Genomic DNA, 26,750 nt, shown 5'->3' on the forward strand with positions numbered 1-26,750 from the left:
GTTGCTAAACTAACCCTTCCACTACGTTTAAAGGTGCGAACGCAACACCCACCAGCGTGGGGCCGGTGTGCGCGCCTAAAACAAATGAAACCTGACCGGTCGGCAGCCAACTGCATTTAAAGGCCTTATTGATCTTTTCCTTTAATGTCTCTGCTCCTTCAGGATTGCCGGTGTGAACTACCTGGACTTTGATGGATTCAATATTCGGCAGCGTCTTGGAAATCGTATCCACCAAACCATTCAGCGCATTGGCAAATGAGAGTGCCTGTCCTGCCTGAATATACTTTCCGGTAATCTTATCCACACCGATAAAGGGCTTGATCTGCAGGACGGAGGCTACCAGGCCCTTCATGTGGCTGATACGGCCGCCGTGAATCAGGTATTTCAATTCTTTCAGCGTATAAAAAGTGTGCGCTGAAGCGGACATTTCTTCCAGCTTGGCCAATATGCGGTCCAAACTCCAACCGGCTTTGATGGCGTTGAAAGCCGCAGCTACCTGCCAACCGGAAACTGCGGATAGCGTTTTCGTATCCCAGATAGTAATATTCGCTTCAGGCACCAGCTTGGCCGCTGCCCTGGCCGAATCCACCGTACCGCTTAAACCGGAAGACAAATGGATCGATAGAATATCCGGATCTTCTTTTGCAACTTTACGGTACATTTCCACAAATTCGCCGACTGAAGGCTGTGAAGTAATTGGTAATTTCCCGCTTTCATCCAGTTCTTTATAAAAATCATCCGCGCTGATATCAATTCCATCCCGGTAGGATGTTTCGCCCAGACTGACTTTTAACGGTACGATATGTACTTTCAACTGGTCGTCTTCGAGCATTTGTGTGTCGGTGGCACTATCGGTAACTATCTGCATATCTTCTCCTAAAATTATAATTTTATTATAAATGTTTTTTGTACATATATTCATACAAATTTGTAAATTCCATATAATATATTAATTATCAGGAATAATGTACCTAAACAGTAATTGACACCCACCCGCCGGCATGCTAAAATTCGAGTCTGCTAGCCCCCATCGTCTAGCGGCCCAGGACGCGGCCCTCTCAAGGCCAAAACAGGGGTTCGAGTCCCCTTGGGGGCACTTTTTATTTAATGCCCGTTTCCAGCTTTTTCTATTTCGTTAATCCACCGCCGCTCCATTGTCATCATGAAAGAGCGAAGCGACCGTGATCGCAAAGCACTCCCAACGGGGATGAATCTCGGATCGATTTGACCAAATCGCCCAATATTAAAAACAAAACGGGAAAACATGACTGCCTTCCCGTTTTTTTCTTATTTTATGTTATTGAAGTTTAGAGAACGACTACGTTCTCGGCCTGGGGGCCCTTCTGACCTTGTGTAACGGTAAATTCTACACGCTGGCCTTCTTCAAGATTGCGGTATCCATCACCAACGATGGCATTGAAATGGACGAAAACATCATCGCCCTGTTCGCGTGAAATAAAGCCGTAACCTTTGCTGCCGTTGAACCATTTTACGGTTCCTTGTTCTTTTTCAGACATGATTTGAAACTCCTTTCTTCCTATATTGCTGGTTTTAGCATGGGTTCCAAATCAAACACTTACTCTTTGTATCAGAACTTTAGTTTAACAAGCAATAAAGTGTACCCTATATTTCAATTCTGTGTGTTAATCTTTTCTCTAAATGCAAGCCGGATCTGTGATTAATAGTTGACCATTTATTTTTCATTAAATATCTATGAAGGCTACGAAAGCCCAGAAAATTCGAACCTTTAATTTTGCGGCACTGTTAAAAGAATATAATATCAATATAACTTTACCTTACACTACATTATTAGGATAGAAATCAGGAGGAATATGTTTCTAAAAAAGGGTACCCTTGCGTTATTGATTGTTTTCGGATTAGTGTTGACTTCCTGCGGCGGCTCAGGAAACCAATCACCCGCTGCCCAGGAAAATACGGCCGCGGTTGAGGCGGAAAGTACAATCGAACCGGTTTATGTGTATATGAATTGCGGTACGGATTATGTTCAAACGGGCAATGATATTGCCCTGATTTATTACTGGATTGCCCAGACCGAACAGCAGGTGGAGGATTTCGCCAAATCCGTCCAGCACGCTATTTCCGTGGACGGTAAGCCGGTCACTATTAAAGCCTTAGGGACCGAAGCGATTGAGACCACTGAGGATGGGTATTATACCCAGATGTTTCTGGTGAATATCGGGCAATTGGAACCCGGTACCTACAATATTATTACAGTGGCAAACGCAACCGAACCGGTTTTCGACGGTTGGGATTGGTATGGCCCCGACGAAGATACCACCGGTCTGGAAGGACAATGCCTGCTGACTGTTGGGGATGAAGCGGAAGCACCCATTGCAGAAGAACCCGAACCAGCCGTCCCCACCGAGGTGGCTTGCAGCATCGACAACGATATTCGCTCAGATTGGCAAACTTACCTCTGTGAAACATTTGACGATTCCACTACGCTCTGGATTGGAGACGAAGGAGGGACTTCAACCCGCGTGGAAAGCGGCCAATATTTGGTCGATAACTCGACCAAGGTCGCCCAGGGATATACCACCGGTTTCATTTTCCCGGTTTCAGTTGGCGCAGCGCAGGATTACATGATTTCCGTAGACGGTTCAACCGAAAGCCTATATAAAAGCACTGCCTGGGGTGTTTACGTACGCAGTACCGAATACGAAATTGTGTACTTCTTTATGATTAACAATCAGGGCCGCTATATGTTGACCGGCTCGTCCGACCAGGAAGCCAACCGCTATTTGGGAAATATCAAAGATGGCTCCAGCAAAGCTATTGTATGGGATGATGTCAACAATATCACCGTGGTGGTAGAAGGCACGCAAATGGATTTCTACGTCAACGGGGAGTTGGTCACCAGCCATGAGGCCATTGATGCGGTCAGCCCGGACTTCGGTCTGATCGTATGGGGCGGCGAAGGTGTCAGCGCCTTAAACAGATTCGACAATCTGCTGGTGCGAGTAAAATAGTCATCCGGCTAAGAGTCTCACCACAGCACACTGAATCAGCATTCAAAAAAGCGGTTCCTGAAAATTGGGAACCGCTTTTCAATATCTTCTTCCATTCATAGCCTATATATACTGGACATTATTTATCTTCTTTATCATTATTTATATTTCGTTAATGATAATTCCAACAATATTTCCACATACTTAAATATGTAAATATATATCAGTTTAACCTGTGAATAAGGTTAAATCATAAGCGAGGTGGAAATGAGAGCATATAGTTTTGGTGCATTGGCCGTTATAGCCGGCCTGGGATTATTGATGGGAACCGTATTAATGGGATTTGTCCCGGCAGATGAAAATTTGGTCGGTAATATCCGCATGCAGCTCACTCTGGGTGTTGATCCGGATACCGGCCAGGTAGACGCTGGACTGGATTTGCTGGGTGTACAAGCCGGTGTGGATGCCAACCTAGCTGACGGTGATGCCAATGTAAACCTGGGATTGGGTGATACCAATACATCGGTCAGTGCTGACTTAGGCGGAAACGGTGGTGTTGGCGTGGATGTCAACCTGCTCGATTCCGGCTCAGACACCGGCAGCGATGGCTCCGGCGGCAGCGGTGGAAGTGGTGGCAGCGGTGGAAGTGGCGGCGGCGGTGGTGCCAGCGATGGTTTCTTTGGGTTGTTCGACACCCCGGTCCCCGATGAAATGGTCCCGGAAGAGGAAGTGCAGCCGCAAGCTGGTTTCCTGGCAGGTTTGGGCGATTTCATTCAAGCGAACTGGCAGATCTTGTTGATCCTGTTAGCCATCCTGTTCATTTTAGTGTTCATCTTTAAACGTTAAACGCTGATTCGCATAAATTGATAAAAGAAGCGGTTGTGATTTACAACCGCTTCTTTTTTAGTCATCAATTTCTAAAATGCTGCCTGCCGGAAACTCCTCAACACGTTCCCCAAACGTATCCTGCAATTGGCAAACAGCGTCCTTTCCACTGCAATGGTTCAGGTAGTAGCGCATTTGGGGATATTCGCCATCCAGCACGTCAATTACATGCTGCAGTGCTGCGCCATCCGCGCTAATCAAATGCGTGCCGCCCACCACCGCTCTCACGGGTTGGGTAAACTGCCTCTGTACCTGCCGCAAGGTATTCAACAGGCCGGCGTGGCAGCAGCCGCAGATCAGCAGGATGCCGCCGGCTGTTTCCAGCACCAATGACATATCGTCCAGATAAGGATCCGTTTCCCAAGCCCCATCCACTTTTATAAAGTGATTGGCGCTGCGCCCCTCCAATTCCGCGCGCTCGCGGATCTCACCGCTGGTCCATAAGCCGGGCATTATCTCGGTGGGTTGATCGTGTAAAAAAAGCGACCGGTGGTCTTTCAGCGCTTTGCTTTGTTTGGGCAGCCCCATGGAAAGGTACGCGCCATTCTTGCGTGAAAACCGCGGCCGCAATATATCCGGGTGGGCGTAAATGGGCAGATCGGGGTTGGCTTGCAGCAGAAAGCCCAGTCCCCCGGTGTGATCGTTGTGCCCGTGGCTGAGCGCCAGCGCACGGATGCGCCCCGCATCAAGCCCTAAGGTCTTCAGGTTATGCTGCAGCACCGCTGCGCTGCCACCGCTGTCCCACAGCATCACGCCCTGCGGCGTTTCGACCCACATGCTCAATCCGTGTTCGCTTAGCAGCCCGCTCTCCGGCAGGGCTATATCGTTCACCACGCAAATGATCTTTGATTTATCCATCTTATAAGCTCGGTCTGTTTTTATACCACAGCCTGTTGGGAAAAACTTTTCGGAGATTGTTCAAGATTATCCAACAGACGCCGGATCGCGCGCATCTGCAAAATGAAAGGGATCCAGCAGATCAGGCTCATCACCCCGACCACAACAAAATCCGCGCCGGCATAGGCCGGGGCGCCAAAAGCGGGCTGGATGGCCATCAGCACCAGCAAGCTCAGGAACAACAAGCTGGCCTGGAACATCCAGGCCGGACCCATGCGGTAGCCGGCGGTCCTGCGGCCCAACAGACAGATGCCCGCGCTCACCCAGGCGGCAATACTGAGCAGGTCCGCTGCCATCACGCCGATCTCCGCCGGCTTCATTCCGGCCGAACCAGCCACAACACCGATGTTGCGGAACAGGATCAACAGGCCCAAGACGAGCAATACCCAACCGGTCAACTTTTCGAAGATCTTTCCCTGGACTTTTCCCTTTACCGCAGCTGCATCCGTTGCACGCAGCAGTAGGAAGATGATCCCCAGGCTTAATAGCAGTTCCACAAGGTAGAGCCCGAAGAGCGGGCTGTTAGTCAACGCAACGCTATAGGCCAGCGCGTTGTAGGCGACGAACAGGGCAGCTCCCGGCCACAACAGCAGCAGCTTGACGCGTCCGCGCCCAGCCTGCAGCATCAATAACAGCAAAGCCGGCAGGCCGATCGCCAGGTTGATGACGTCATTGGGCATAAAGGCATTCCGTAATTCGGTTGTTGGATAGAGGGTTTCCGGCCGCAGTATTCCGGCCAATGAGGTAGCCAACAGGAAAATTATCAGAATTCCGCTCAGGATTAAAGAGTTTTTGATTGCTGCGTGAGAGATAATCGGGTTTTCAGACATGCTGATCTCCTCCCATTGAAGTATGCGAAATTTTATCGACAAGAATATTGTGTGTGAATTTCAAGCATTCAATATAGTAAACCGGTTGTATCCAGACAGATACAACCGGTTCTACATCTCCAATTCTATTTCTGACGGGGAGGCAGCGGCACCAGGACAGACGTATTCTTCTTATAGTCTTCGTAATCCGCCTGCCCGCCCCACTTCTCGTCGGCGCGTTTTTCCAGCAAGGGGACGCCGCTCACCTTGGTCAACAAGAAGATCACGAAGACAGGCGAAATCAGCGTGACCAGCTGCCAGCCATACAGCACCGGAAAAGCCGTGATTGCTACGCCGATCCACAACAGGATCTCACCGAAGTAATTCGGATGGCGCGACCAGGCCCATAACCCGCTTCGAATAAATCGGTCTTTATTTTGCGGGTCCTTCCGAAACTTCCCCTTTTGCGTATCCGCGGCAGCTTCAAAACCCAAACCCGCCAGCCAGACCAGAAATCCAACCACAGCGTACCCATCCATGCTGACTTTTATCTGCGCGCTGATCGCGGCCAGCGCTGCGGCGGCCGTAAAACTGATCCATAAGCCCTGAATGGTCCATGTTAAAAGGAAACGTAGAAAAGATGGCTTGATAGCGTCAAAACGGCTGTCCTTCCCGCTCTTCAAAATGCGGCTGAACAGGAAAGCGCCCAGGCGGGCCGCCCATAAGATCACCATTCCAGCCAGCAGGTAAGTCCGTTTGTCCACGCTGCCGCTTAGAACCAAAGCCGCCACTGTTACACCGATATAGGTCAGGCTGCCGGTCAGGTCATAGAATTTTTCTGTCTGAAAAATAAACGCCGGGATGAACGCGATCCACTGGACGAGAAATGCCAGACCGATCAATAAGGAAAACAGGGGTATGCCCCAAGCTCGCAGGCTGCCTTGACTACCGGCCCAGGCTAATCCGGTTGCGATTAAAACCACGATACCTAAGCTGAATAAAGTAGAATAGGTTTTTATCTTCATATCCGCTTCCTCTTTCTCCTATTTTTATGGATATTCAGGAATTAATTATTAATGATGTTTCAAAATTAGTATAAAGAAAATTGATTCCTTATACTATCATAAGCATACAACCTGAATAATTGACCCGGCCATATTTTCATCGATATTAATAGAGCTCCTATATCCATCGATGAAATTCTTTTATTCCGCGCGGTATAATTTCAAACTCGAAAATAATAGATATAGGAAGAAGTCGATGGATATCAAGCGTATTGCAGTTATCGTGATAGATGGTGTGGGTGCCGGAGAATTACCGGATGCCGCAGAATACGGTGATGTGGGCAGCAACTCATTGAGCAATACCGCCCGTGTTCTGGGCGGAATTAATCTACCCAACATGGGTGAGATTGGCATCGGAAATATTACTCCCATCCAGGGCGTCTCCCCCAGAAAAGAAACCCGCGGCGCTTATGGAAAATGCACCGAAATTTCCAAAGGCAAGGATTCTGTGACCGGTCATTGGGAATTGATGGGTGTGGAAGTCAAGAAGCCCTTCCCCACCTACCCGAATGGTTTCCCGCCCGAAGTGCTGGACGAATTCAAGCGCCTTACCGGTTACGACGTACTTGGCAACAAACCTGCTTCCGGCACCGAGATCATCAAAGAGCTGGGCGAGGAACACATGCGCACCGGCAAGCCGATCGTATACACCTCCGCCGACTCGGTTTTCCAGATCGCCGCGCACGAAGACATCATTCCTATTCCCGAACTGTATAACTTATGCGATATATCCCGCAAGATGCTGACCGGTGAGCACGCCGTTGGGCGCGTCATCGCGCGGCCCTTCATCGGCGACAGCGCCGAAACCTTCACGCGCACCAAACGCCGCCACGACTATCCCCTGCTGGCCCCCACCGACACCATGCTGGATACGCTCATTAAAGCCGGCCATAAAGTCTATGCCACCGGCAAGATCGACGACCTGTTCGGCGGGCGCGGCATCACCAAGACGCATCACTCGGTCTTCAATATGGAAAGCATTCAGGCCATGGTTGATTTCATGGATGAGAACTTCACCGGCATGTTGTTCGCCAACCTGGTCGAATTCGACATGACCTATGGTCACCGCAACGACGCTAAAGGCTATGCGCAGAAGCTGGAAGAATTTGACGCCTTTGTGCCCACCATCCGCGCCAGGATGCAGCCGACCGACATCGCCATGGTCGTGGCCGACCACGGCGTGGATCCCACGACCGTCAGCACCGACCACTCGCGCGAGTACATCCCGCTGTTGGTCTTTGGCGAACAGGTCAAGAATAACGTTGACCTGGGCATCCGCGGCTCTTTCGCGGACGTAGCCGCCACCATCGCCGAGGCTCTTGCGGTCACCCCGCCGGTCATCGGTAAGAGTTTCCTCAAGGAAATTTCAGTCGATTAATAATAGCGATTAACTTCGTTAAAAAAGCCGATCAATATGATCGGCTTTTTATCTTTTAAGGCAAGAGGATTCACTTGAGTGAATCCTCTTGAACAATAAAATGGATATAGGTGATGATATCAAATGCGATGATTGGCTAAAGCACCTCAATTGCGCTTTGCGTTGCAGCGATGAACTCCTTTGAGGTGACAGATACACAATACAGCGATTCCATCAGCTTGACCATGCGTTTGGTACCCAGCAACTCAGCCTGCTCCTCTTCAAGATCATTCGCCAAAGTGCAGTCCCGCAGCAGGACGCACTTGTAATCGTGCCATAGGGCATCCACAACGGTAGTGAACAGGCAGGCATCCGCTGAAAAACCCACTACAAATAAATTGTGAATATTCAGATGACGCAGCAGCAAATCCAAGCGTGTCCCCACAAAACCGCTGTATACGTGCTTGCGAATAAAATACTCGTTTTCCCTGGGCTGAAGCAGCTTGGATATTTTGACGTGGTCGGAATGCCCGTAATGGTACTCTTTCGGGTCAATGTCGTCCTCGGCGAACATGCGCTCCATATCCGTATTCAATTGGCGGCGCAGGACTTTCCCAAACTCGGAATAATCCAGGCCGATCTTGGGAGCGCTGTTATTCAGGTAGATAACCTTCATGCCAATTTCACGGGCTGCGTTCAGTGCCGGCAGCAGGGATTCCTTGACGATCACGGCTTCGTGATCCGCGCTGCCCTTCCAGGCCAGTGCCGGCCGATCGCGTTTATCTCCCGCCCCTTCTTTCCAGGTTGGAAGCGGATCATCCTGGTGATGGCCTAATCCATACACGTCCACAACCAGGAACGCGGATTCCGAGAGTTTGGCCGGGTATTCTTCATAAGCATATCCGGCATATTTATCTGAAGGGAACAATTGAAAATAGCGTGTGTTGAAATTCAATGTTTTATCCATGCATATACTCCCAATCTGATCTAGCAATTCTGTTTTACAGATTCTCTTTGCTGTGTTCCAAGAATATCACCAGAAACGTAACGAAGCACAGTATGTTTATCGGCTTCCTCATGTTGGAAATCTTTGATAATTCTGCCCTGGCGCATAACCATGACGCGATGGGACAACCCCAAAACTTCATCAATCTCAGAGGAATTGAACAATATCGCTAACCCATTCTTCGCCAACTCCTGGATAAGCAAATATATTTCTGATTTCGCACCCACGTCAATACCGCGCGTCGGGTCATCCAAAAGCAAAACTTTGGGCTGTGTGGCCAGCCACTTGGATATGACTACTTTTTGCTGGTTTCCCCCGCTCAAATCCAACACGGCTTTATCTGCCGAGCTGGTGGAAATACTGAGCTTTTTAATATATTCCGATGAAAGGGTATTGATCCGGGATTGATTGGTCAGCCCCAGAAAATTGAGCAATTTCTTGAGGATCACCAATGAAATATTTTCCTTGATCGACCAGCGCATAATCAATCCATGGTCGCGGCGGTTGGCCGGAATTAAACCGATCCCGCTATTGATGGCTCCGGTAGAAAAATGGATATGCTGTAGTTGGCCATTCAACAGGACTTCGCCGCTGTCGCAGGCATCTATCCCAAATAGGACGTGGAATAATTCCCTGATCCCGCAGCCTTCCAAACCCGCAAATCCCAAGACCTCGCCTGGCCGCACGCTAAAATTAATATCCGCCAACTTGCCGGCAGCGTTGAGGTTCCTGACTTCTAAGATCGGATTATCATTCACTTTTAAATCAACAATTTTGGGAAAAGCTTCATCCAGTTTGCGTCCGATCATCTTGGAGATAGCGAAAGGTACGTCTACCTCATTCTTATCCCAGGTACCGATATAGCCCCCATCCCGCAAGACAGTGATTCGGTCACATATCTGGAATACTTCCTCCATGCGGTGAGAAATATAAAGGATGGTAATGCCCTGTTCTTTTAGGCGCACAATCAAATCAAACAGGGCCTTGGTTTCCTTATCGGTAAGCGCTGAATTGGGTTCATCCATGATAACAATCTTGCCCTCATAAACCAGGGCCTTGGCAATTTCAATGATCTGTTGGTCCGCGATGCTTAGATTTCCTACATTAGCGTTCAGGTCAATATTCACACCCATACGGTTGAATACGTCACACGCCAACGCGCGCATTTTCTTGTCATTAAGGAATAAGCTGTGGGAAATCTCCTTGCCGGCAAAGACATTGGAGACCACGTCCAAAGCTGGAAAACAATAGAATTCCTGGTAAATGATGTTAATACCCGCTTCATGCGCCTGATGCGGGTTTGAGAAATTAATTTCTTTACCCTCCAAAAGAATTTTGCCTGAATCCGGCTGGTAATTGCCCGCAAGGATCTTCATCAAGGTGGATTTGCCGGCGCCGTTCTCCCCAACAATAGCATGCACTTCCCCTCTTTTAACGGAGAAACTGACATTATTGAGCGCATGGACGCCGCCAAAACGCTTGTCGACATTTTTTAGTTCAAGAATTACTTCTTTGCGGGACATTCATTCTCCAATATTTCAAGTAAAATTCTTTTGGGGGGATCAGAGCGGGAATCCCGCTCTGATCCCTGCACGGTAAATTAATCAGTGAACGGAACTACGTTCGCCTTGATGGATTCCAGATTCTCTGCCAGGAAATTCTTGTACCATTCCTGCGCTACGGCAGAATCAGCAGCTCTTTCCTTGACCGATTCCAGATTATCGATTGTAACAATTTCAGCCGGAAGCAGTACCTGTCCAGCGGGCAGTTCAGCACCATTGACCACATGATCGATCATGAAATACATGGGTAAATAACCCTGCAGATAGGGGTGCTGGCCGATGGCCGCATCCACAAAGCCATTCTCAATCGCATCCAATGTCTCAGGAATTAAATCAGCGGTGACAGTAACGAAATCGATTCCTTCTTCATTGAGTTTAGGCATCAAGTCGGCAAAGGTGGGGCCTTCGAAAGTGCACAGACCAATCCCTGCAACGATGTCTGGGTTGGCGGTAACAGTATTTTCCCAGAATGCGTAGTTGGTAGTCTGTTCAGCGGTGGAATCATAGGTTTCCACAACAATGTTGGGGTAATCCGCGAAGACTTCGCGGGCACCCTGATCGCGCAACTGCAGTGGCAGCGCCGGCGGGTAGCAGGAACCGATGATCACCAGACCCTCGGTAATGCCCGCGTCAACAACTGCCTGGGCTTCCGCGCGGCCGAATTCCACTTCGTTTGCGCCAAAATACGCCTGGCGGGGTGTTCCGGGTGCGTCGCCGTTGGCAACCATGATGATCTTGGCTTCTTCAGCGTATTGGTTCAGGATGGGCGTCCAGGGATCCTGAGGATTTGGGACAAGCGCCATTCCGGATGGGTTCTTGGCCAGCAGACCTTCAAACATGGAGATGGCCGTGGGGGCATCCATCTTGGTCGGGCCGGTTACTTCGCAATCCACCGCGTCGGGATATTCAGCGCAGGCAGCTTCCGCGCCTACTTTGATTTCCACGGAAAACTCGGACTCGAAGTTATGCATGACAAAGCCAAAGAAAGCTTTTTCCTGCGCAGCGGTGTCTTCGGCCATTTCCCCATCGGCGGCAGGTGCAGCCTCTGCGGCTTCCGCAGCCGGTTGGCAAGCGATGAGAGCCAGAGAAGCAATAGCCAAGATACAAATTAGTGACAGAACTCTTTTCGACATTTTTACTCCTTTAATTTTCAATAGATACTTCCAATAGAAAAACAAGATTCTTCTTAGTTCACCTCCGTCGACCTTTTAATTTCCACACTTATGATTTGCGCTGTGTCTTAAGCACAGTGCTAACTGCTACGGCGATCAATATAACTGCGCCGGTTACAAAATTATTCCAATACGCCCCTACTCCCATCAACACCAGGCCGTTACGAAGAATACCGATCAGGAAAGCGCCCAGGAAAGCACCCAGGACGGATGCATAGCCTCCATTCAGGTCAGCGCCGCCGATCACCGCCGCGCCAATAGCGTCCATTTCCATGCCGGAACCGACATTGGGATCAAAGGTTTGAAAGAAGGACAGGAGCACACCGGCAGCAATGGCAGCGACAACACCGCTCATTACCATCACACTGAGACGGATTCTTTTTTCGTTGATCCCTGCAAAAACAGCCGCCTGTTTGTTCGCCCCAACTGCCAGAACATGCCTGCCGAACACGCTTTTTTTCAATAGGATATGGCCAATGATCGCCACAACAATAAATATAAAAAACGGTACCGGTAATCCGGCGATCTTTCCCGGTCCCAGTTCAAGGAAAGATGACTCCTGCCAGATGACAATGGGTTTGGCATTGCTCAACCCCACCGCCAGCCCCCAGAACAAATTGGTTGTGCCCAGGGTAATGATCATTGGATGAACGTTGAACACCAGGCTGAGGCCGCCATTCAATAATCCGCACAGCGCGCCCAGCATGATTCCTAAACAGAAAGCCAGCCATGGATTCATGCCCTTGTCCATCAACCAGGCCATCACAAAGGTAACCAGCGTAATAATTCGGCCGACAGAAATATCAATCTGCCCCGACCCAATTACAAATGACAGGCCGATGGTTAACAAGCCGTAAAATGAAACCTGCCGGCCAACTTTGAGCAAGTTGCTGACCGAGAAGAAATACGGACTGCCAAAACTAAGCAGCAAAACCATTACCAGGACAGCAGCCAACACGCCGACTTCATCAAAATGGAACTTCCGGCCGGGATTATTAAGTCCCGTCTCCACGCTATCCGCCTCATCCCGCACTTTCTTTTTCAGCTTGAACAGTTGGCCCATTTATAATTCTCCAAATTTGTGATGTTTATTTCGCTAATCGGTTCTCAGCTTCGTCCAGCACGCTATTCCAGTTTTTCAAAAAACTCTTGCGGAATTTGACTACCGGGCCAAACTCTTCATATTCCTCGATATTCATTCCACCTTCTTCGTAACCCCGGCGGAAATCAGGCAGTTTTTCCATCAGTTCTTCGACGACATAATCCGGAACCGGATTCTGGATGCGTTCGACAACCGGGATATCTGACCTCAATAATTCATCCGCCATGCCGCCCCAGTTGATCGTCACGCACACATCCCCGCCTACCATCTCGGTAAAATGCTGCAAGCCGCGTGCGCCGCCGCCCACAAAAGTCACCTTGTACCCGCGGTCTACGTAGATCTGGTATAGCTTGCGCGCGATGGCGAGGCCGGATTGCCAGAGTATGTCAGGTGAAATATCAATCCCTTCCCGGGCAGCTTCCTCGGCCAAATATTCGTCGTAGATCCCGGTAATATGAGAAATATAGAGTTTCGGGAACTTTCCGCTTTTCTCGCTCACCTTTTTATAGAGCTCACAGAGATCAACGGCCTGTTGGATGGCAAAAACTTCAGTGGCATTGATCGGAATATCTTCTGCGATCAAAGTCTCCATCGCGATCAAACCCGATTTTGTGGTTGGAATTTTGCAGCAGATATTCTTGCCCACCTGGCGGTTTTTGTGCGCTTCACGGATCACTACTTCCGGGTCATCTTCATTGACCGGATCTCCCTGAATGCTGACAAAACCATTCTCGCCATTGCTATCCTCATAGATAGGCAGGAACTTTTCGGCGATGGGTCCAATCAGACGGCGCTGTAACTCCTCTTCTGCGGCTGTTGCAGAGGAGGCTTCTTTGAGCACCTGATCAAAAATCTGGTTCGCATATTCCTTTTCACGCGGACGGTCAAAGATCATCTTGCCGCAGTAAGAAGGGTTGCAGGTGCAGCCCTTGGCACCCTCGTCAATAGCCCAATCGGCTTCCTCACGGGTCGGGTTATTAATCCAGAATTTTGTCTTTGTGAGTCTTTCTACTCTATGAAAATAATTATTCGTCATCAGTTTTCCATCCATTATTTATTCACCAAAATCTCGCGCATGGCTTCAAAACCATACTGCCCGCTGGTATAAATCGGTACACCGAATTCTTTCTCAGGGTCCGGATATGAAAGCAGGAACACGGACATGGACAGCTGCGCGAAAACAACGCTGTCAATCTTTTCTTCTTTTAAGTTAGTCCTGACTGCCTCTGCCAAAGCGCGGTTATGCCCTTCAATGTCGAACTTAGCCAGGCATTCCCAGGGTGCTTCTGTATGCAGGCCGCTGATTTGAATCTTTCCCGCTTTACCCATGCGTGCGGCGGTTTCTTCGAGCAGCAATTGGGTACTTTTGACCGTCGGCCCGTGCGTGGCAACCACCAATATCCTGCCGCCGTGGTTCACGGCTTTTTCCATCATAGGCAAGTCAATGGGGAGAACCGGTACGCCGTAAGGCTCAAGTGCCTTGGCTACAAAAGGGTAAGAGCGGTTCATGGTCGAACAGGTAATCAGGACCGCGTCCACCTGCGTCAATTCAACCAAATCAACCGCATAGCGCGCCATGGCGTCGATGTTGGATTGCGGCGGAGTGGCTTCGCCCTTGTGATAGGCTTCCATGAAATTCAACTGCATGGCTTCCGTGCCTGCGTTGATCAAATGAACGCCGGGCAAGTATTTTCGGCCGAAATAAGTTGCCCACAACATGATCCAGGAGCTGCCGTTCAGGACGCCCAACTTCTTTCCTTTAAGCGCTTCCTCTCCGTATGGTTCAGGGCCTAAGTGGGCAATGCCCATTACCTTCAGGTAATCCCTGAAAAGACCAAGGCCATTCACTTCTTCCCATGGATATGAATTCATTGCAACCTGCTTTCTTTTAACTTGATGGATTCTACTGCCGCCCTGGCAATATCCTCCGGTTGCATTTGATAATACTGGAATAATTCTTCAATTTCGCCGCTGTCCACCCAATGGTCGCGGATTCCGATTCGCTTCATCGGCACCGGATAGTTCTCAACCAATACCTCCGCCACCGCCGCGCCAAAGCCGGCAATGATGGAAGCGTTTTCCGCCGTGACTGCGCAGCCGGTTTTCGCGACCGATTCGATGATCATGTGTTCGTCAATGGGTTTGATGGATGCCAAATGGATCACCTCCGCGGAGATATTCTCCTTAGCCAGCAACTCGGCCGCTTTCAGGCAGCGATCCGTCATCATACCGGTTCCGAACAGCGTCACATCGGAACCCTTCCTGACCAGGCGGCCTTTGCCCCATTCGAATACGTGGTCTTGACCAAAGATATCGGGGAGCGCGTAACGGACCACGCGGAAATAAACCGGGCCGGGAGTCTCGTAAGCTGTTTTCATGATTGCGCGCATATCGGCCGGGTCGCCCGGAGCGGCCACCTTTAAATTCGGGATGGTTCGCATGAACGCGATATCCTCAAATGAATTGTGCGAGGCTCCAGCTTTACTGGTGGGAAGGCCGACATACGATCCGGGCACTTTCACATCCAGCTCGGGGAAACAAATCGATAAAGCAAATTGGTCGATGGATTTGCGGGAAACAAACGAGGCAAATGTGCACGGGAAAGGTTTATACCCGACTGTTGCCAAGCCGGCCGCGATACCAAAGAGGTTTTGTTCGGCAATACCTACTTGAATAAAACGTTCCGGGTATTTATCTTTGAAGTAAACAATACGAGTTGAGGTGTGCAAATCAGCATCCAGCACTAAAATATCTTCGTGTTCCTGGCCTAATTCAGCCAATGTTTGGCCGAAGATTTCGCGCATTTGGGGATTCTTTTTAATCGCTTTTTCAGACATTTCTGTTTTATCCTTCCAACCGGCTGTAACCCTGCTCTGGTTTCCCATACCGCAGCGAGAGCTCGCGCAGCATTTCATCCGTCTCTTGCGGAGATGGGTGCTGTGTGTGCCATTTATAGTTAAATTCTGTCTTATCAATACCGCGCCCTTTTACGGTGTGGGCAATAACCATGATCGGTTTGCCGCGCGGCATGACCCAACGCGCGCGGTAGAATGCGCCATACAATTCCTGGATATCGTGGCCGTCTACTTCAACCACATCCCAGCCGAACGCCTCCCACTTTTCGCGCACGGGTTCAATAGCCATTTCATCCCAAACAAACCCTTTTGCCATAACCTTGTTGTAATCCAGGATCGCCACCAGATTATCCAGATGATAATGACCGGCAGCCATGGCCGCTTCCCAAATATTTCCGGAGCTGGATTCGCCGTCCCCAATGAGGCAATAGATGCGGGATTGGGATAGTTCTCTTTTGCGAACGCCCCAAGCCGCACCAACCGCGATGGATAACCCCATGCCCAGTGAACCGCCGGAACTCTCCAGCCCTTTTGTGCGGCGCATATCCGTATGCCCTTCAATACCGCCAATTTGGCAGTAGCGGTACAGGTCATCAATCGGGAAAAATCCCTTCAATGCCAGAGTGGCATACAGCGCCGGTGAAGCATGGGCTTTGGAAAGGAAAAATCGATCTCGTTCTTCAAGATCGGGATTTTTGGGATCCACTTTCATCATCTGGAAATAAAGTACAGCCATAATTTCAGCCATTGATAAAGATCCACCCGGATGCCCCCATTGCCCGCATGTGATCATTTCCAGGCTTAAGCGCCTGATTTGGTAAGCGTAATCTTCCAATCGAGCGACCTGCTCGTTTTGTAGCCGCATTTGGTGACCTCCAGTAGAACAAAATGAATGATTCAACAGTATTAATTTATCAGGTAATATACAAATTGTCAATATATTGTATACAGATTAACCGATATATTAATACACCAACAAGCGTATTTATATAATATAATTCAGGTATGAGCGATAAAATCACACTTCAAGAAGAGGCTTACCTTTTCATCAAATCCAAGATCCTCAACCTCGGTTTTAAACCAGGTGAATACATCACCGATCTGCAAATCGCGGAAAACCTGAATATCAGCCGCACGCCGGTTCGTGAAGCTTTCCGTATATTGGAACGGGAAGGGTTGTTGATCTATGAACCGAAGAGAGGATGGAAGGTATATTCACTGACCCTTGACGATATCAAAGAAATCTTCGAGATAAAGATCAACCTTGAAGCATTATTGGCCAAAAAAGCAGCCCAATGCACAGACAACGCATTAAGGACAGAGTTGAAGCAGACGATTACTGCCATGCGCGAAGCAGCCGATGGCGATGATGTGGATTCTTGGGTGAACCTGGACAAGAGTTTACACAGTTTGATTTTCACCATGGCGGACAACCACCGCGCCATGACCTACATTGAAAATTTAAATGACCAGTGGAACCGCCTGCGGATTGGATTTTCAGCGCGCACCGGCCGTATGGGCCGCTCCATCATCGAGCATGAAAAACTGGTGGAAGCCATTTTATCCGGAGATGAGGAATTGGCCGAAAAAGAGACAGTCGAGCATCTGGAGAAAGTCCGGGACGAACTTACTTCCCTGTTGATCAACATGGTACTGCCATATGCCCGGGACGGTATTTAATAAATTGTGTAGTGTTTCATCTACCGTATATAACAAAAAGCTGAAAGAATCTTTCAGCTTCTTGTATTTTAAAACCAAGCCCAATATTCTTATTTATCTCATTAATAAATATTCGTTTATTCCCCGTAAATAACAATGTATATTTCTATTGACTTAATGTATAACATGTTGTACATTAACGGCATGAACGAGAAAACTTTTAAGCTATTCAAATCCTTAGTAACGGCTTTCCTGGCCGTGTTGATGTTCCTGGCTATCCTGCGGGCGCAACTGGCATTGGCCGCGATCGCCGGTGTCGCGGGAATCTTATTCCTGACGATTGTTCGTACGACAGGCAGTCTGGTCGTCGACGAACGGGAACAGACCGTGCGCGAAAAAGCCGCCCAACTGACCTATCTGATCTTCGCCCCTACCCTGGGGTTGAGCGCTCTGGGTCTGCTGGTGTTGAGCCACGATTCCAATTATTTCCTGGAATCGCTGGGTGTGATCTTTGCCTACCTGACGCTCTTCCAAATCACCTTGTATACCTTGTCGTCTTTCTTTATCGACAGAAAGTTTGGGGGCGATGGACAGGAAGAATAACCTCAAGGTGCTGCGCGCCATGCATGACCTGACGCAGGAGCAATTGGCCGACGCGCTGCGGGTCAGCCGCCAAACCGTGATCGCCATTGAGAACGATAAATACCTGCCTTCGCTGACATTGGCTTTCCGCATCGCGCGCTATTTCAACGTCAAAATTGAAGAGGTTTTTTATTACACGGGAGATGAAAGTGACCAATAAAACCAAGAAATTCACGCGGGTGTTGGGTTATCTCGCCATTCTGGGCATCAGCCTGTTCGTAATGCTGTTCGTGGTCTCATCCAGTTGGATCGGCTACAACGTGAAAAATGAGTGCGCTTCCGCAATCAGCCATTACGGTGGTGATTGCGTGGAAGCTTTGTCCGCCCAACTGCTGGATGAGAGTCTGGATTACGGCACGCGCAACTCGACCACCTGGGCTTTGGGTGAGGTCGGAGACCTGCGGGCTTTACCGGTATTGGAGAGCCTGTACACCGGGATTATTCCCGCTCGCGAACCTTGGAACGATTCCCTCAGCCAGTACGAGCTGAAAAAAGCTATCAAGCTGATCAAGGGCGGTTTCAACCTGACCCATTGGGCCTGGCGCTTCAGCTTGGATATGGGTGAAGCCAATTTAGAAAAGCCGATCCAGGAAACCGTTGTGATGAGCGACCCGTCTGATGCTTACTACAGCCTGGCGCAGACCATCGCGGAAACAGAGGGATTAGTTCTCGCCGATAACCTCACCCAGGCCATCGCTTATCGCCCGGAATTTATCCTGTGGGTGGCCACGCCGCAAGCGCTCGATGAAGCCGCCTTGTGGCAGGCCGGGGATATTTTTAAAGACATGGATTACTATCCGGCCTTGGGCATCATCAGCGGCGGGACAATGGAAATCGCCGAACAATTATGGCGGAACGGGCAGCTAACGCGCAATGGAGAAAATTACTTGGGTTCGGATGTGGAAGTGGATCAGGGCGTCCTGGAAGCGCTCATCGTGGACCTGAACCAGCCCGAGGGAACTCCCCTGCCCCTCACGCACGAAGCCCTCGTCCAAACGCTGCAGAAATCGGACTACTTCTATTGGGTGCGGCATGTATCCGCCACCCGTTGGATGTGGGATACCTCCAAGAACGTGGGCGAGGACGGCGACCTGACCGCCGCGGAGGTCCCCGCGCTGGGCCCCATCGTTATTCAGACGCCCAGCTGCGGCTCCTTCCAACCCTGGAAAGAGGATTCCATCGCCATGGGCTTTATCAACCGGGGCGCCGCGGTTTACATCGGCCACGTGCAGACTGCCGTGGTCAGCAACTCCTTCCTGATGCGCAGGGACTACGTTGTCCCGGACATGTCCACCTGGCAGGAATTTCCGCTGGGTGTGCTGGCCCAAGTGCGCAGCCGCATGGAAGCACGCGTTTCCTCCAGTACCCCGCTGTACTTTATGCTGGGCGATCCGCGCGCGTATCTGTCCGCCGAACAGCCCTATCGCATTATCGCAGACGAAGTCGATGGAACGACCCGCCGCATCACGGGCGAAACGGATTTCCGGGGTTACCTGGCCGTCAAAATCGCAGATGGTGCAGACTATGATTTTGTGCGCATCTCCGGCCTGACCGCTGCCAGCGAAAGCGATTTCTTTTTCAACAACGACCTGCAAACGCTCAACCTGAGTGGGGATAAATACGTGGTTTTCTACCAGGATAGCGGCACTTTTGAGATCACCCTCAACCAAAAGGCGCCCTGGTATTGGCCAATGGGTGACGGCTTAGTGGACGCGCTGGACTACAACTGGGTCACCATGAACACCGTCTACAACCCCTTCTCGCTGGTCTTCCTGGCCGGGCTGGTTATTTTGCTGCTGGTAAAAACCCGGCTCAAGAATACCGTGAAGAAATCGTTCAAGGATTATCGCGGCTTCTTCATCGCGGGCTTCGTCTTGGCCGTCCTGCACGTTGGGTACGTGCTGCTGCGCATGGGGCATTACACCGTCAGCGCGGACGCCGTCGGCTACACACCCGTGCAGCTCGTGCTGGGCTTCATTGGGACCGTCAGCTCGGTTTCCGCTGGCCTGATCCTGGTGCGCGACGCGCGCAAGCCCTTCAGCCGCTTCCTCGGCTGGACCGTGGCTATCCTACCGCAAGCCCTGCTGACCGCCTTCAAGCTCTTCACCGTAGGCGCCACCGACCTGATGTTCATGGCACAGAATAGCGTGAAACAACCCCTGTGGAATTTCAACGTTGTCTGGCTTTCTCTGATCGCGTTCGCCATTGACCTGCTCCTGGTCGTGGGTGCTTACCAACTGATCAAAGATCCAACCAAATAGTACAAAAAGGCTTGCCGATATTCGGCAGGCCTTTTCCTTTTAGGGGATTGTTAGCGTAGGTCGGGCATTCACCTGCACCCTTCGGGGTGTGCCTAACAATTATGGTGATTGAAAATGTCACACAAGAATGTGTGACCTACATTTCCCCATAGGTCAGGCATTCACCTGCACCCTTCGGGGTGTGCCTAACAATTATGGTGATTGAAAATGTCACACAAGAATGTGTGACCTACATTTCCCCATAGGTCAGGCATTCACCTGCACCCTACGGGGTGTGCCTGACGATTTTGGTGATTGAAAATGTCACACAGGAATGGATTACCTACAATTCTCGTGTAGGCCAGGCATTCACCTGCACCCTTCAGGGTGTGCCTGACGATTATGGTGATTGAAAATGTCACACAGGAATGGATTACCTACATTTCCCTCGTAGGTCAGGCATTCGCCCGCACCCTTCGGGGTGTGCCTGACGATTATGGTGATTAAAAATGTCACACAGGAATGTGTGACCTACAAACCTCGCGTAGGTCAGGCATTCTTGCCTGACGCTATTGCCTGATGTCAAATAAAAATATATGACACATAAACCGTTTACTGGCCCGAGTTTTACTCAAAATCCATTTTCTGAATCACTTCAGGTTCCCCATTCAATCCCCAAGTAGAACTATATACCCCTTCATCAATCCACTTTGTAAGACTCGAATATTGCCACTTTTGTGGAGCATCAACATATTTATGTTTAACTGGGTTCCAGTGAATGTAATCCAAATGATTTATTAAATCATTTTCGTCGCGAATGATATGATCCCAAAAACGTTTCTGCCAAAGAACCAGACTATTTTGTATGTTATGAGCCCTTTTATAATTCGCCGTGTAATTCCCCTTAATACTCTTCATAATGGTAGAAAAGTTATTTTGTCCTTCAACCATTTGGATAATGATGTGAATGTGATCGGGTAAAACAACGTAGGCAATAAGTTCATATGGATGAAGAAGTTCAACGTTTTTAATAGTTGTGAATAGTAAATGGATATTTTGGGGATCCTGAAAGATACAAATCCTGTTGTTAGTTACCGCGGTAATGAAAACCATTGCGTTGGGAACATAGTAGCGGCGGAGGTTTGACATAAACCAATTATAAGATTCTCATTGCATACACAAGATCAATTGTGAAGATATAAAAAGATTGTCATCATCCAACAGAATAACCTCAAACACTCCGGAGAGATAGGTGAATGTGTGACCTACAATTCTCGTGTAGGTCAGGCATTCGCCCGCACCCTTCGGGGTGTGCCTGACGATTATGGTGATCAAAAATGTCACACAGGAATGTGTGACCTACAATTCTCGCGTAGGTCAGGCATTCTTGCCTGACGCTACGCTACATTTCCCTCGTAGGTCAGGCATTCACCTGCACCCTTCGGGGTGTGCCTGACGATTATGGTAATTGAAAATGTCACACAGGAATGTGTGACCTACAATTCTCGCGTAGGTCAGGCATTCTTGCCTGACGCTACGCTACATTTCCCTCGTAGGTCAGGCATTCACCTGCACCCTTCGGGGTGTGCCTGACGATTTTGGTAATTGAAAATGTCACACAGGAATGTGTGACCTACAATTCTCGCGTAGGTCAGGCATTCTTGCCTGACGCTACGCTACATTTCCCTCGTAGGTCAGGCATTCGCCCGCACCCTTCGGGGTGTGCCTGACGATTATAGTGACCTATAATTTCCCCTTTTAAGCAAAACATCACACAGGATTGTGTGACCTACAATTTCCCGTATAGGTGTCCGGCAAAACAAAAGCCCGCTGAAATATCAGCGGGCTTTAATCTTCACTCTTTAGAATTTAGCTCAGCACTTTGCTCAGGAAAGCCTTGGTTCGCTCTTCTTTGGGCTGGCTGAACAGTACATTCGGCGTGGCTTGCTCGACGATCAGCCCGTCGTCCATCAGGATGGCCCGGTCGGCTGCGGCGCGCGCGAAACCCATCTCGTGTGACACCACCACCATGGTCATGCCCTCTTTTGCCAAAGCCAGCATGACGTCCAGCACTTCCTGGATCATTTCCGGGTCCAGCGCGCTGGTGGGCTCGTCGAACAGCATGATCTTAGGGTTCATGGCCAGCGCGCGCGCAATGGCCACGCGCTGCTGCTGTCCACCGGAAAGCTGCAGCGGATAGCAGTCCGCCTTGTCGGGAATGCCGACCTTATGCAGCAGCTCCATGGCAATTTCGTGCGCTTCTTTTTTGTCGCGCTTGCGGATGATGCGCTGCGCCAGGGTGATATTATCCAGCACCGACAGGTGCGGGAACAGATTGAATTGTTGAAAGACCATGCCCACTTCCGTTCGCACAGCATTGATGTTTTCGGCGCTGTCCAGCGGGATGCCGTCCACCACAATGCTGCCCTGGTCAAATTCTTCCAGGCGGTTGATGCAGCGCAGCAGCGTGGACTTGCCCGATCCGGATGGGCCGATGATGACGATCACTTCGCCGCGTCCGACATTCAGGTCAATGCCGCGCAGGGCGTGCACCTTGCCGAAGTGTTTGTGAACATTCTCGATCTGGATGATTGTGTCTGTCTGCATGTTCACCTCTCGTAGCGGCTGTGTTTTTCCAGCCATTTAACCACACGCGCCGCGACCAGCGTCATCACCAGATACAGCAAAGCCACCATCATCCAGGTTTGTATGGGGATAAAATTGGCCGCCATAAATTCGCGGCCTCGTCGCGTCAGGTCGGCTACCGCCACTACGCTGACCAGCGAGGAATCTTTTAAGAGCGTGACGAACTCGTTGCCGATAGGCGGCAGGATCACGCGGATGGCCTGCGGCAAGATGACGTGCCCCATGGCCTGGAAATAGGTCATACCCAGGCTGCGGGCCGCTTCCATCTGGCCTTTGGGGATGCTCTCAATGCCGGCCCGGTACACTTCGCTCATGTAGGCCGCGTAGCAAACCGTCATGCCCAGGATCGCCATGACAATCGGGTTGGCTTTATAGTCAATGAAAGCCTGGATATTCCAGGCATGCCCCAAGTCTTTGACCATAGCAGGGAAGGCAAAATACCAGATGATCAACTGCACCAGCAGCGGAACGCCGCGCACTACTTCTACGTACACGCTGGCAATGCCGCGAATAATCTTGTTGTGGGAGGTACGCCCTAGCCCGCCGAATAATCCCAGTACCAATACCAGGGCGAAAGAGATCAGAGTCGTATAAAGTGTGACCCAAATGCCGTCCCCCACGAATTTCAGGATGCGGTTATAGGGGTCGGGTTTGGTGGTGACCAGTAGGATAATCAATAAGACCACAATCGCGACCAACAACCACCATTGATCAATGTCCTTAAATTTCTTATGGAATCCGTTTTCGCGTTTGGGTGTTTCTTCCAATTCAGGTGTTTTCTGCATATTTGCCATTCTATAGTGAAAGATTGTCCCTTCCCCCGGAGGGGTATTTCACGATCGATACTCCACGCTTCGCTCCGAGCAGGAGCCTGGAATCAGAATCTCGAAAAAAAAAGCCTGCGGTAAAAATACCGCAGGCTCATTTTAACCGATTTTACTCGGCGCCGGTGACCAGCCACTTGGCAATCAATTGATCAACCGTGCCATCTTCCTGGAGCGTGCCCAGGGCTTCGTTGACCTTGCTCTGCAGGTCAGTCTTGTCTTTGCAGAAAGCGATGCCGTACTTCTCTTCGGTAAAGGCTTCGCCAACCGTCATTAAATCTTCGGTGTACTGGCCGACGAAGGAATCCGCGGTGGGTTTATCGGCGATGACCGCGTCTACCTGGCCGTTGATCAGGTCAAGCATAGCCAGATCGTAGGTGTCGTAGGGTTTGTATTCCACGCCTTCAATGGCCTGTGCTTCGATTTCTCCGGTGGTGCCCAATTGCGCGGCTACAACCAAACCGGTCAGGTCGTCTTTGCTGGTGATGTTAGCTTCGTCTTTGCGCACAACCACGATTTGTCCGGCGTCCACGTACGGGTCGGAAAACAGCATGGCGGCTTTGCGATCATCGGTGATGGTGATGGCAGCGATGGCCATGTCGTACTGGCATTCGGAAACACCGGCAATCACGGAATCGAAGGGCGTATTGACCCATTCAATCTCCATACCGGCGGCTTCGGCAACGGCGTTCATCAATTCAACATCGAAACCGGTTAGTTCCTTGGTGCTTTCGTCCACGGTCTCAAAGGGCGGGAATGTGGCGTCGGTTGCAACGGTGACCTTCGTGGTTTTCGCAGAGCAGGCGCCCAGGAACAGCGCAGCCAGCACCAATAAGGACGCAGCAGTGATTAAATATTTTTTCATTTCTCCTCCAAAGGAATCAGTAGTAATTGGTTTTTTGTGGGTATGCTTAACTACTACGTTTTAAGCCGGAAAATTATAGCATGGGCTTTTAGCAGGTATGTTGTTTTTAATCATTTACTCCCTTAAATTTTTCCTACCCACATTTAAATATAATTTTATACCTTAAAATGCTACAATTATTTTATGAGTTTACAAAAGGGGTTAAAATCACTGGCCCAAAAAGCCATCCAGCGATTTTCAGCAAAGAAACCTCTGGATGATATCAACGGAGTTTTCTTCGGCGAGAATCATTTTCTGCGCGTGGTTACCCAACCCAGCGGAAGGCCGGAATACGTTTCGGATATTTCGAACGCGGTGACCAGTTTCCAGTTGGCTGAAAATTATGGCAACATCGGATTGATCGCTCATAATTACCTGAGCGGCCGCTATTTTAAAGAGCTCAAAATCGGCGACCATATCTTTACCATGAACGGATTCCGCCAGCAGCGTATCTACGAAGTGACCAGCATCCGGCGCTTCCAGGCACTTAACCCGCGCAGTTCGCGCAGTGATTTTATCGATCTCGATACCAGCCAGCGCTGTACGGTAAACGATGTCTTTCGCCAAATCTACGCAGGCAACCATCACCTCACCCTGCAAACCTGTATTCAAAACGGCAGCGACCAGGAATGGGGGCGGCTGTTTGTCATCGCCGAGCCGATCTTTACCATCCAGCAATCCGACACCAGTTACCGCGAACATCCTTAACCCAGTTTTAACCTTTCAAAAGTCTTCAAGGCTCGTCAGTCTCCATATCACTATATAATTCAATCAATAAATAATATTTACTGGAGGAATTTTCAATGGGTGATGAAATCAAAAAACGGGCCATCCGTGCCTGGACCATGTACGACTGGGCCAACTCTGCGTTCGCCACGACTGTTATGGGGGCAATTCTGCCGAATTATTTCAGCCTTTTTATTGCCGGCGATAATTCATTGACCTTATGGGGCTACACAGTTGCCATCGGCAGCCTGATCGCTGCCGTGCTCAGTCCGGTGTTGGGCGCAATCGCCGATTATCGCGGATCGAAAAAGCTCTTCCTGGGTATTTTTGCCGCCATCGGTATCCTCTCAACCGCATTGATGTTCCTGATCCGCACACCCGGAGATTGGCTGCTGGCTTGCATTCTGTATATCGTTGGCACCGTCGGTTTCGCAGGGTCGCTGGTATTTTACGATGCCCTGCTGCCGCATGTAGCCGAACCGGACGAAATGGATATGGTTTCCTCGCGCGGATATGCCATGGGTTACATTGGCGGCGGGCTGCTGCTATTGATCAATGTCGCAATGATCTTCGTCGGGCCCAAATTCCTCCCCAATATGAGCGAAGCGGATGCCACCGCCCTGATGATGCGCCTCAGCCTGGCCAGCGTGGCTATTTGGTGGGCCGCCTTTTCCATTCCCCTCTTCCGGGATGTCCAGGAACCGCCCCGCAAGATCGAAGCCGGTGAGGAGAAATTCAATCCTGTAGCGGTCGGCTTCCAGCGTTTCTTCAAAGCACTGAAAGACATCCGTAAATTCCGCGACCTGTTCATGTTCCTGCTGGCTTTCTTTGTGTACGCTAACGGCATTGGCACCATCATCACCATGGCGGTGGCTTTCGGCTCCGACCTGGGCTTCAGTTCCACCATCTTGATCGGCACCCTGCTGATGGTCCAGTTCGTGGCCGCGCCTTTCGCCATTCTGTTCGGCAAACTCCCTGAGAAACTGGGCACCAAACGGACCATTTACCTCAGCCTGATTATTTACACCCTGGTCGCAATCGTCGGGTACTTCATGACCAAGGAATGGCATTTCCTGCTGCTCGGTTTTGGCGTTGCCACTGTGCAGGGCGGCAGCCAGGCTTTGAGCCGCTCGCTAATTGGCAAGTTGATGCCTAAAAATAAATCCGCCGAGTTTTATGGATTCTTCAGTGTATCGGAAAAATTCAACACGGTCATCGGACCGGCTGTGTTCAGTTTGATCAATCAATTGACCGGCAACAGCCATCTGGCGATTATCTCTCTGATTGTATTTTTCCTGGCAGGCATCGCCATTTTGGCCAAGGTTGATATCGAGCGCGGCGCGGAAGTAGCCCAAAAGGAAGACGCCAAAATGCTGTCCGTAGGATAGAACCTGATCTAAGCAAACCAAAAGCCGGCCTTACCGCCGGCTT

Annotated in this window: 26 protein-coding genes and 1 tRNA gene; 10 read left to right on the forward strand and 17 right to left on the reverse strand. The window is 50.1% G+C overall.

The genetic code is table 11. From position 1 onward, the window contains the following. Positions 1-4: 4 nt before the first annotated feature. Positions 5-868, reverse strand: a complete 864-nt coding sequence (locus Pelsub_RS12050; RefSeq protein ID WP_158675103.1) for a DegV family protein — start codon at positions 866-868, stop codon at positions 5-7. 155 nt (positions 869-1,023) lie between these two features. On the opposite strand from Pelsub_RS12050, the gene Pelsub_RS12055 reads away from it, so the two are divergent. After that, positions 1,024-1,096 (forward strand) — tRNA-Glu (locus Pelsub_RS12055). Positions 1,097-1,307: 211 nt separating this feature from the next. Here the strand turns inward: Pelsub_RS12055 and Pelsub_RS12060 are convergent. After that, positions 1,308-1,517, reverse strand: a complete 210-nt coding sequence (locus Pelsub_RS12060; protein WP_116223495.1) for a cold-shock protein — start codon at positions 1,515-1,517, stop codon at positions 1,308-1,310. Between the two features lie 315 nt (positions 1,518-1,832). Here Pelsub_RS12060 and Pelsub_RS12065 point away from each other — a divergent pair, with 315 nt between their 5' ends. Both Pelsub_RS12065 and Pelsub_RS12070 read left to right on the forward strand, forming a co-directional pair. Further along, positions 1,833-2,990 carry a LamG domain-containing protein gene (locus Pelsub_RS12065; RefSeq protein ID WP_116223494.1) on the forward strand — a complete coding sequence of 386 codons (1,158 nt, stop codon included), beginning with the start codon at positions 1,833-1,835 and terminating at the stop codon, positions 2,988-2,990. Positions 2,991-3,236: 246 nt separating this feature from the next. Beyond that, positions 3,237-3,815 carry a hypothetical protein gene (locus Pelsub_RS12070; protein WP_126440533.1) on the forward strand — a complete coding sequence of 193 codons (579 nt, stop codon included), beginning with the start codon at positions 3,237-3,239 and terminating at the stop codon, positions 3,813-3,815. Between the two features lie 57 nt (positions 3,816-3,872). Here the strand turns inward: Pelsub_RS12070 and Pelsub_RS12075 are convergent, their stop codons facing one another. The 3 genes from Pelsub_RS12075 to Pelsub_RS12085 all read right to left on the reverse strand — a co-directional run bounded on the left by Pelsub_RS12075 (position 3,873) and on the right by Pelsub_RS12085 (position 6,585). Further along, positions 3,873-4,712: an MBL fold metallo-hydrolase gene (locus Pelsub_RS12075; RefSeq protein WP_116223492.1), complete on the reverse strand. Its 840-nt coding sequence runs from the start codon at positions 4,710-4,712 to the stop codon at positions 3,873-3,875. Positions 4,713-4,732: 20 nt separating this feature from the next. Continuing rightward, a complete protein-coding gene (locus tag Pelsub_RS12080) occupies positions 4,733-5,581 on the reverse strand; it encodes a hypothetical protein (protein WP_116223491.1) in 849 nt (282 codons plus the stop codon). Between the two features lie 125 nt (positions 5,582-5,706). Then, positions 5,707-6,585 carry a DUF1295 domain-containing protein gene (locus tag Pelsub_RS12085; protein WP_116223490.1) on the reverse strand — a complete coding sequence of 293 codons (879 nt, stop codon included), beginning with the start codon at positions 6,583-6,585 and terminating at the stop codon, positions 5,707-5,709. 235 nt (positions 6,586-6,820) lie between these two features. Here Pelsub_RS12085 and Pelsub_RS12090 point away from each other — a divergent pair, with 235 nt between their 5' ends. After that, entirely contained in the window at positions 6,821-8,002 is a 1,182-nt protein-coding gene (locus Pelsub_RS12090) for a phosphopentomutase (RefSeq protein WP_116223489.1), read from the forward strand. A gap of 136 nt (positions 8,003-8,138) precedes the next feature. On the opposite strand, the gene Pelsub_RS12095 is transcribed toward Pelsub_RS12090, so the two are convergent. The 8 genes from Pelsub_RS12095 to Pelsub_RS12130 form a co-directional block, all read right to left on the reverse strand. Beyond that, positions 8,139-8,948, reverse strand: a complete 810-nt coding sequence (locus Pelsub_RS12095; RefSeq protein ID WP_116223488.1) for a cysteine hydrolase family protein — start codon at positions 8,946-8,948, stop codon at positions 8,139-8,141. 20 nt (positions 8,949-8,968) lie between these two features. Beyond that, a complete protein-coding gene (locus Pelsub_RS12100) occupies positions 8,969-10,510 on the reverse strand; it encodes a sugar ABC transporter ATP-binding protein (RefSeq protein ID WP_116223487.1) in 1,542 nt (513 codons plus the stop codon). Between the two features lie 77 nt (positions 10,511-10,587). Then, positions 10,588-11,682, reverse strand: a complete 1,095-nt coding sequence (locus Pelsub_RS12105; protein ID WP_116223486.1) for a sugar ABC transporter substrate-binding protein — start codon at positions 11,680-11,682, stop codon at positions 10,588-10,590. A gap of 88 nt (positions 11,683-11,770) precedes the next feature. Continuing rightward, a complete protein-coding gene (locus Pelsub_RS12110; protein WP_116223485.1) occupies positions 11,771-12,784 on the reverse strand; it encodes an ABC transporter permease in 1,014 nt (337 codons plus the stop codon). Positions 12,785-12,809: 25 nt separating this feature from the next. Next, the gene (locus tag Pelsub_RS12115; RefSeq protein ID WP_158675104.1) at positions 12,810-13,859 is read right to left on the reverse strand and encodes a transaldolase family protein; all 1,050 of its coding nucleotides are present in this window, start codon (positions 13,857-13,859) and stop codon (positions 12,810-12,812) included. Between the two features lie 14 nt (positions 13,860-13,873). Continuing rightward, positions 13,874-14,695: an aspartate/glutamate racemase family protein gene (locus Pelsub_RS12120; protein ID WP_116223483.1), complete on the reverse strand. Its 822-nt coding sequence runs from the start codon at positions 14,693-14,695 to the stop codon at positions 13,874-13,876. Next, positions 14,692-15,660 (reverse strand): transketolase family protein, encoded by a 969-nt coding sequence (locus Pelsub_RS12125; RefSeq protein WP_158675105.1) that lies wholly within the window; start codon positions 15,658-15,660, stop codon positions 14,692-14,694. The genes Pelsub_RS12120 and Pelsub_RS12125 overlap by 4 nt, the downstream gene beginning before the upstream one ends. A 7-nt stretch (positions 15,661-15,667) precedes the next feature. Beyond that, positions 15,668-16,543, reverse strand: a complete 876-nt coding sequence (locus Pelsub_RS12130) for a transketolase (protein WP_116223481.1) — start codon at positions 16,541-16,543, stop codon at positions 15,668-15,670. Positions 16,544-16,683: 140 nt separating this feature from the next. On the opposite strand from Pelsub_RS12130, the gene Pelsub_RS12135 reads away from it, so the two are divergent. The 4 genes from Pelsub_RS12135 to Pelsub_RS12150 all read left to right on the forward strand — a co-directional run bounded on the left by Pelsub_RS12135 (position 16,684) and on the right by Pelsub_RS12150 (position 20,240). After that, complete coding sequence (locus Pelsub_RS12135; protein ID WP_116223480.1) at positions 16,684-17,358, forward strand: GntR family transcriptional regulator; 675 nt, start codon at positions 16,684-16,686, stop codon at positions 17,356-17,358. A 183-nt stretch (positions 17,359-17,541) separates the two neighbouring features. After that, positions 17,542-17,940: a DUF2178 domain-containing protein gene (locus tag Pelsub_RS12140; RefSeq protein WP_158675106.1), complete on the forward strand. Its 399-nt coding sequence runs from the start codon at positions 17,542-17,544 to the stop codon at positions 17,938-17,940. Continuing rightward, positions 17,924-18,139: a helix-turn-helix transcriptional regulator gene (locus tag Pelsub_RS12145; RefSeq protein WP_116223478.1), complete on the forward strand. Its 216-nt coding sequence runs from the start codon at positions 17,924-17,926 to the stop codon at positions 18,137-18,139. The genes Pelsub_RS12140 and Pelsub_RS12145 overlap by 17 nt, the downstream gene beginning before the upstream one ends. Beyond that, a complete protein-coding gene (locus tag Pelsub_RS12150) occupies positions 18,129-20,240 on the forward strand; it encodes a hypothetical protein (protein ID WP_126440535.1) in 2,112 nt (703 codons plus the stop codon). Before Pelsub_RS12145 ends, Pelsub_RS12150 begins: the two co-directional genes overlap by 11 nt. A 606-nt stretch (positions 20,241-20,846) precedes the next feature. On the opposite strand, the gene Pelsub_RS12155 is transcribed toward Pelsub_RS12150, so the two are convergent. From Pelsub_RS12155 to Pelsub_RS12170, 4 genes are all read right to left on the reverse strand, one after another. Next, positions 20,847-21,368, reverse strand: a complete 522-nt coding sequence (locus Pelsub_RS12155; RefSeq protein WP_116223476.1) for an REP-associated tyrosine transposase — start codon at positions 21,366-21,368, stop codon at positions 20,847-20,849. 720 nt (positions 21,369-22,088) lie between these two features. Continuing rightward, positions 22,089-22,826, reverse strand: coding sequence for an amino acid ABC transporter ATP-binding protein (locus Pelsub_RS12160; RefSeq protein WP_116223475.1), 738 nt, complete (start codon positions 22,824-22,826; stop codon positions 22,089-22,091). A gap of 2 nt (positions 22,827-22,828) precedes the next feature. Then, positions 22,829-23,650, reverse strand: a complete 822-nt coding sequence (locus tag Pelsub_RS12165) for an amino acid ABC transporter permease (RefSeq protein WP_198418355.1) — start codon at positions 23,648-23,650, stop codon at positions 22,829-22,831. 151 nt (positions 23,651-23,801) lie between these two features. Then, on the reverse strand, positions 23,802-24,554 hold the full coding sequence (locus Pelsub_RS12170) for a basic amino acid ABC transporter substrate-binding protein (RefSeq protein ID WP_116223473.1): 753 nt from the start codon (positions 24,552-24,554) through the stop codon (positions 23,802-23,804). 183 nt (positions 24,555-24,737) lie between these two features. On the opposite strand from Pelsub_RS12170, the gene Pelsub_RS12175 reads away from it, so the two are divergent. Further along, complete coding sequence (locus tag Pelsub_RS12175) at positions 24,738-25,301, forward strand: sortase family protein (protein WP_116223472.1); 564 nt, start codon at positions 24,738-24,740, stop codon at positions 25,299-25,301. Between the two features lie 95 nt (positions 25,302-25,396). Beyond that, a complete protein-coding gene (locus tag Pelsub_RS12180) occupies positions 25,397-26,707 on the forward strand; it encodes an MFS transporter (RefSeq protein WP_116223471.1) in 1,311 nt (436 codons plus the stop codon). Positions 26,708-26,750: the final 43 nt, after the last annotated feature.

Origin of the sequence: Pelolinea submarina (assembly GCF_003966975.1) — a bacterium.
Classification (GTDB): Bacteria; Chloroflexota; Anaerolineae; order Anaerolineales; family Anaerolineaceae; genus Pelolinea; species Pelolinea submarina.

Bases quoted from the DNA above. Each gene is read 5' to 3' on its own strand.
- Pelsub_RS12080 (WP_116223491.1), bottom strand. From the start codon at position 5,581: ATGTCTGAAAACCCGATTATCTCTCACGCAGCAATCAAAAACTCTTTA.
- Pelsub_RS12125 (WP_158675105.1), bottom strand. From the start codon at position 15,660: ATGTCTGAAAAAGCGATTAAAAAGAATCCCCAAATGCGCGAAATCTTC.
- Pelsub_RS12085 (WP_116223490.1), bottom strand. From the start codon at position 6,585: ATGAAGATAAAAACCTATTCTACTTTATTCAGCTTAGGTATCGTGGTT.
- Pelsub_RS12155 (WP_116223476.1), bottom strand. From the start codon at position 21,368: ATGTCAAACCTCCGCCGCTACTATGTTCCCAACGCAATGGTTTTCATT.
- Pelsub_RS12160 (WP_116223475.1), bottom strand. From the start codon at position 22,826: ATGCAGACAGACACAATCATCCAGATCGAGAATGTTCACAAACACTTC.
- Pelsub_RS12175 (WP_116223472.1), top strand. From the start codon at position 24,738: ATGAGTTTACAAAAGGGGTTAAAATCACTGGCCCAAAAAGCCATCCAG.
- Pelsub_RS12140 (WP_158675106.1), top strand. From the start codon at position 17,542: ATGAACGAGAAAACTTTTAAGCTATTCAAATCCTTAGTAACGGCTTTC.
- Pelsub_RS12115 (WP_158675104.1), bottom strand. From the start codon at position 13,859: ATGACGAATAATTATTTTCATAGAGTAGAAAGACTCACAAAGACAAAA.
- Pelsub_RS12170 (WP_116223473.1), bottom strand. From the start codon at position 24,554: ATGAAAAAATATTTAATCACTGCTGCGTCCTTATTGGTGCTGGCTGCG.
- Pelsub_RS12165 (WP_198418355.1), bottom strand. From the start codon at position 23,650: ATGCAGAAAACACCTGAATTGGAAGAAACACCCAAACGCGAAAACGGA.
- Pelsub_RS12075 (WP_116223492.1), bottom strand. From the start codon at position 4,712: ATGGATAAATCAAAGATCATTTGCGTGGTGAACGATATAGCCCTGCCG.
- Pelsub_RS12090 (WP_116223489.1), top strand. From the start codon at position 6,821: ATGGATATCAAGCGTATTGCAGTTATCGTGATAGATGGTGTGGGTGCC.
- Pelsub_RS12135 (WP_116223480.1), top strand. From the start codon at position 16,684: ATGAGCGATAAAATCACACTTCAAGAAGAGGCTTACCTTTTCATCAAA.
- Pelsub_RS12100 (WP_116223487.1), bottom strand. From the start codon at position 10,510: ATGTCCCGCAAAGAAGTAATTCTTGAACTAAAAAATGTCGACAAGCGT.
- Pelsub_RS12145 (WP_116223478.1), top strand. From the start codon at position 17,924: ATGGACAGGAAGAATAACCTCAAGGTGCTGCGCGCCATGCATGACCTG.
- Pelsub_RS12050 (WP_158675103.1), bottom strand. From the start codon at position 868: ATGCAGATAGTTACCGATAGTGCCACCGACACACAAATGCTCGAAGAC.
- Pelsub_RS12120 (WP_116223483.1), bottom strand. From the start codon at position 14,695: ATGAATTCATATCCATGGGAAGAAGTGAATGGCCTTGGTCTTTTCAGG.
- Pelsub_RS12130 (WP_116223481.1), bottom strand. From the start codon at position 16,543: ATGCGGCTACAAAACGAGCAGGTCGCTCGATTGGAAGATTACGCTTAC.
- Pelsub_RS12070 (WP_126440533.1), top strand. From the start codon at position 3,237: ATGAGAGCATATAGTTTTGGTGCATTGGCCGTTATAGCCGGCCTGGGA.
- Pelsub_RS12105 (WP_116223486.1), bottom strand. From the start codon at position 11,682: ATGTCGAAAAGAGTTCTGTCACTAATTTGTATCTTGGCTATTGCTTCT.
- Pelsub_RS12060 (WP_116223495.1), bottom strand. From the start codon at position 1,517: ATGTCTGAAAAAGAACAAGGAACCGTAAAATGGTTCAACGGCAGCAAA.
- Pelsub_RS12110 (WP_116223485.1), bottom strand. From the start codon at position 12,784: ATGGGCCAACTGTTCAAGCTGAAAAAGAAAGTGCGGGATGAGGCGGAT.
- Pelsub_RS12065 (WP_116223494.1), top strand. From the start codon at position 1,833: ATGTTTCTAAAAAAGGGTACCCTTGCGTTATTGATTGTTTTCGGATTA.
- Pelsub_RS12180 (WP_116223471.1), top strand. From the start codon at position 25,397: ATGGGTGATGAAATCAAAAAACGGGCCATCCGTGCCTGGACCATGTAC.
- Pelsub_RS12095 (WP_116223488.1), bottom strand. From the start codon at position 8,948: ATGGATAAAACATTGAATTTCAACACACGCTATTTTCAATTGTTCCCT.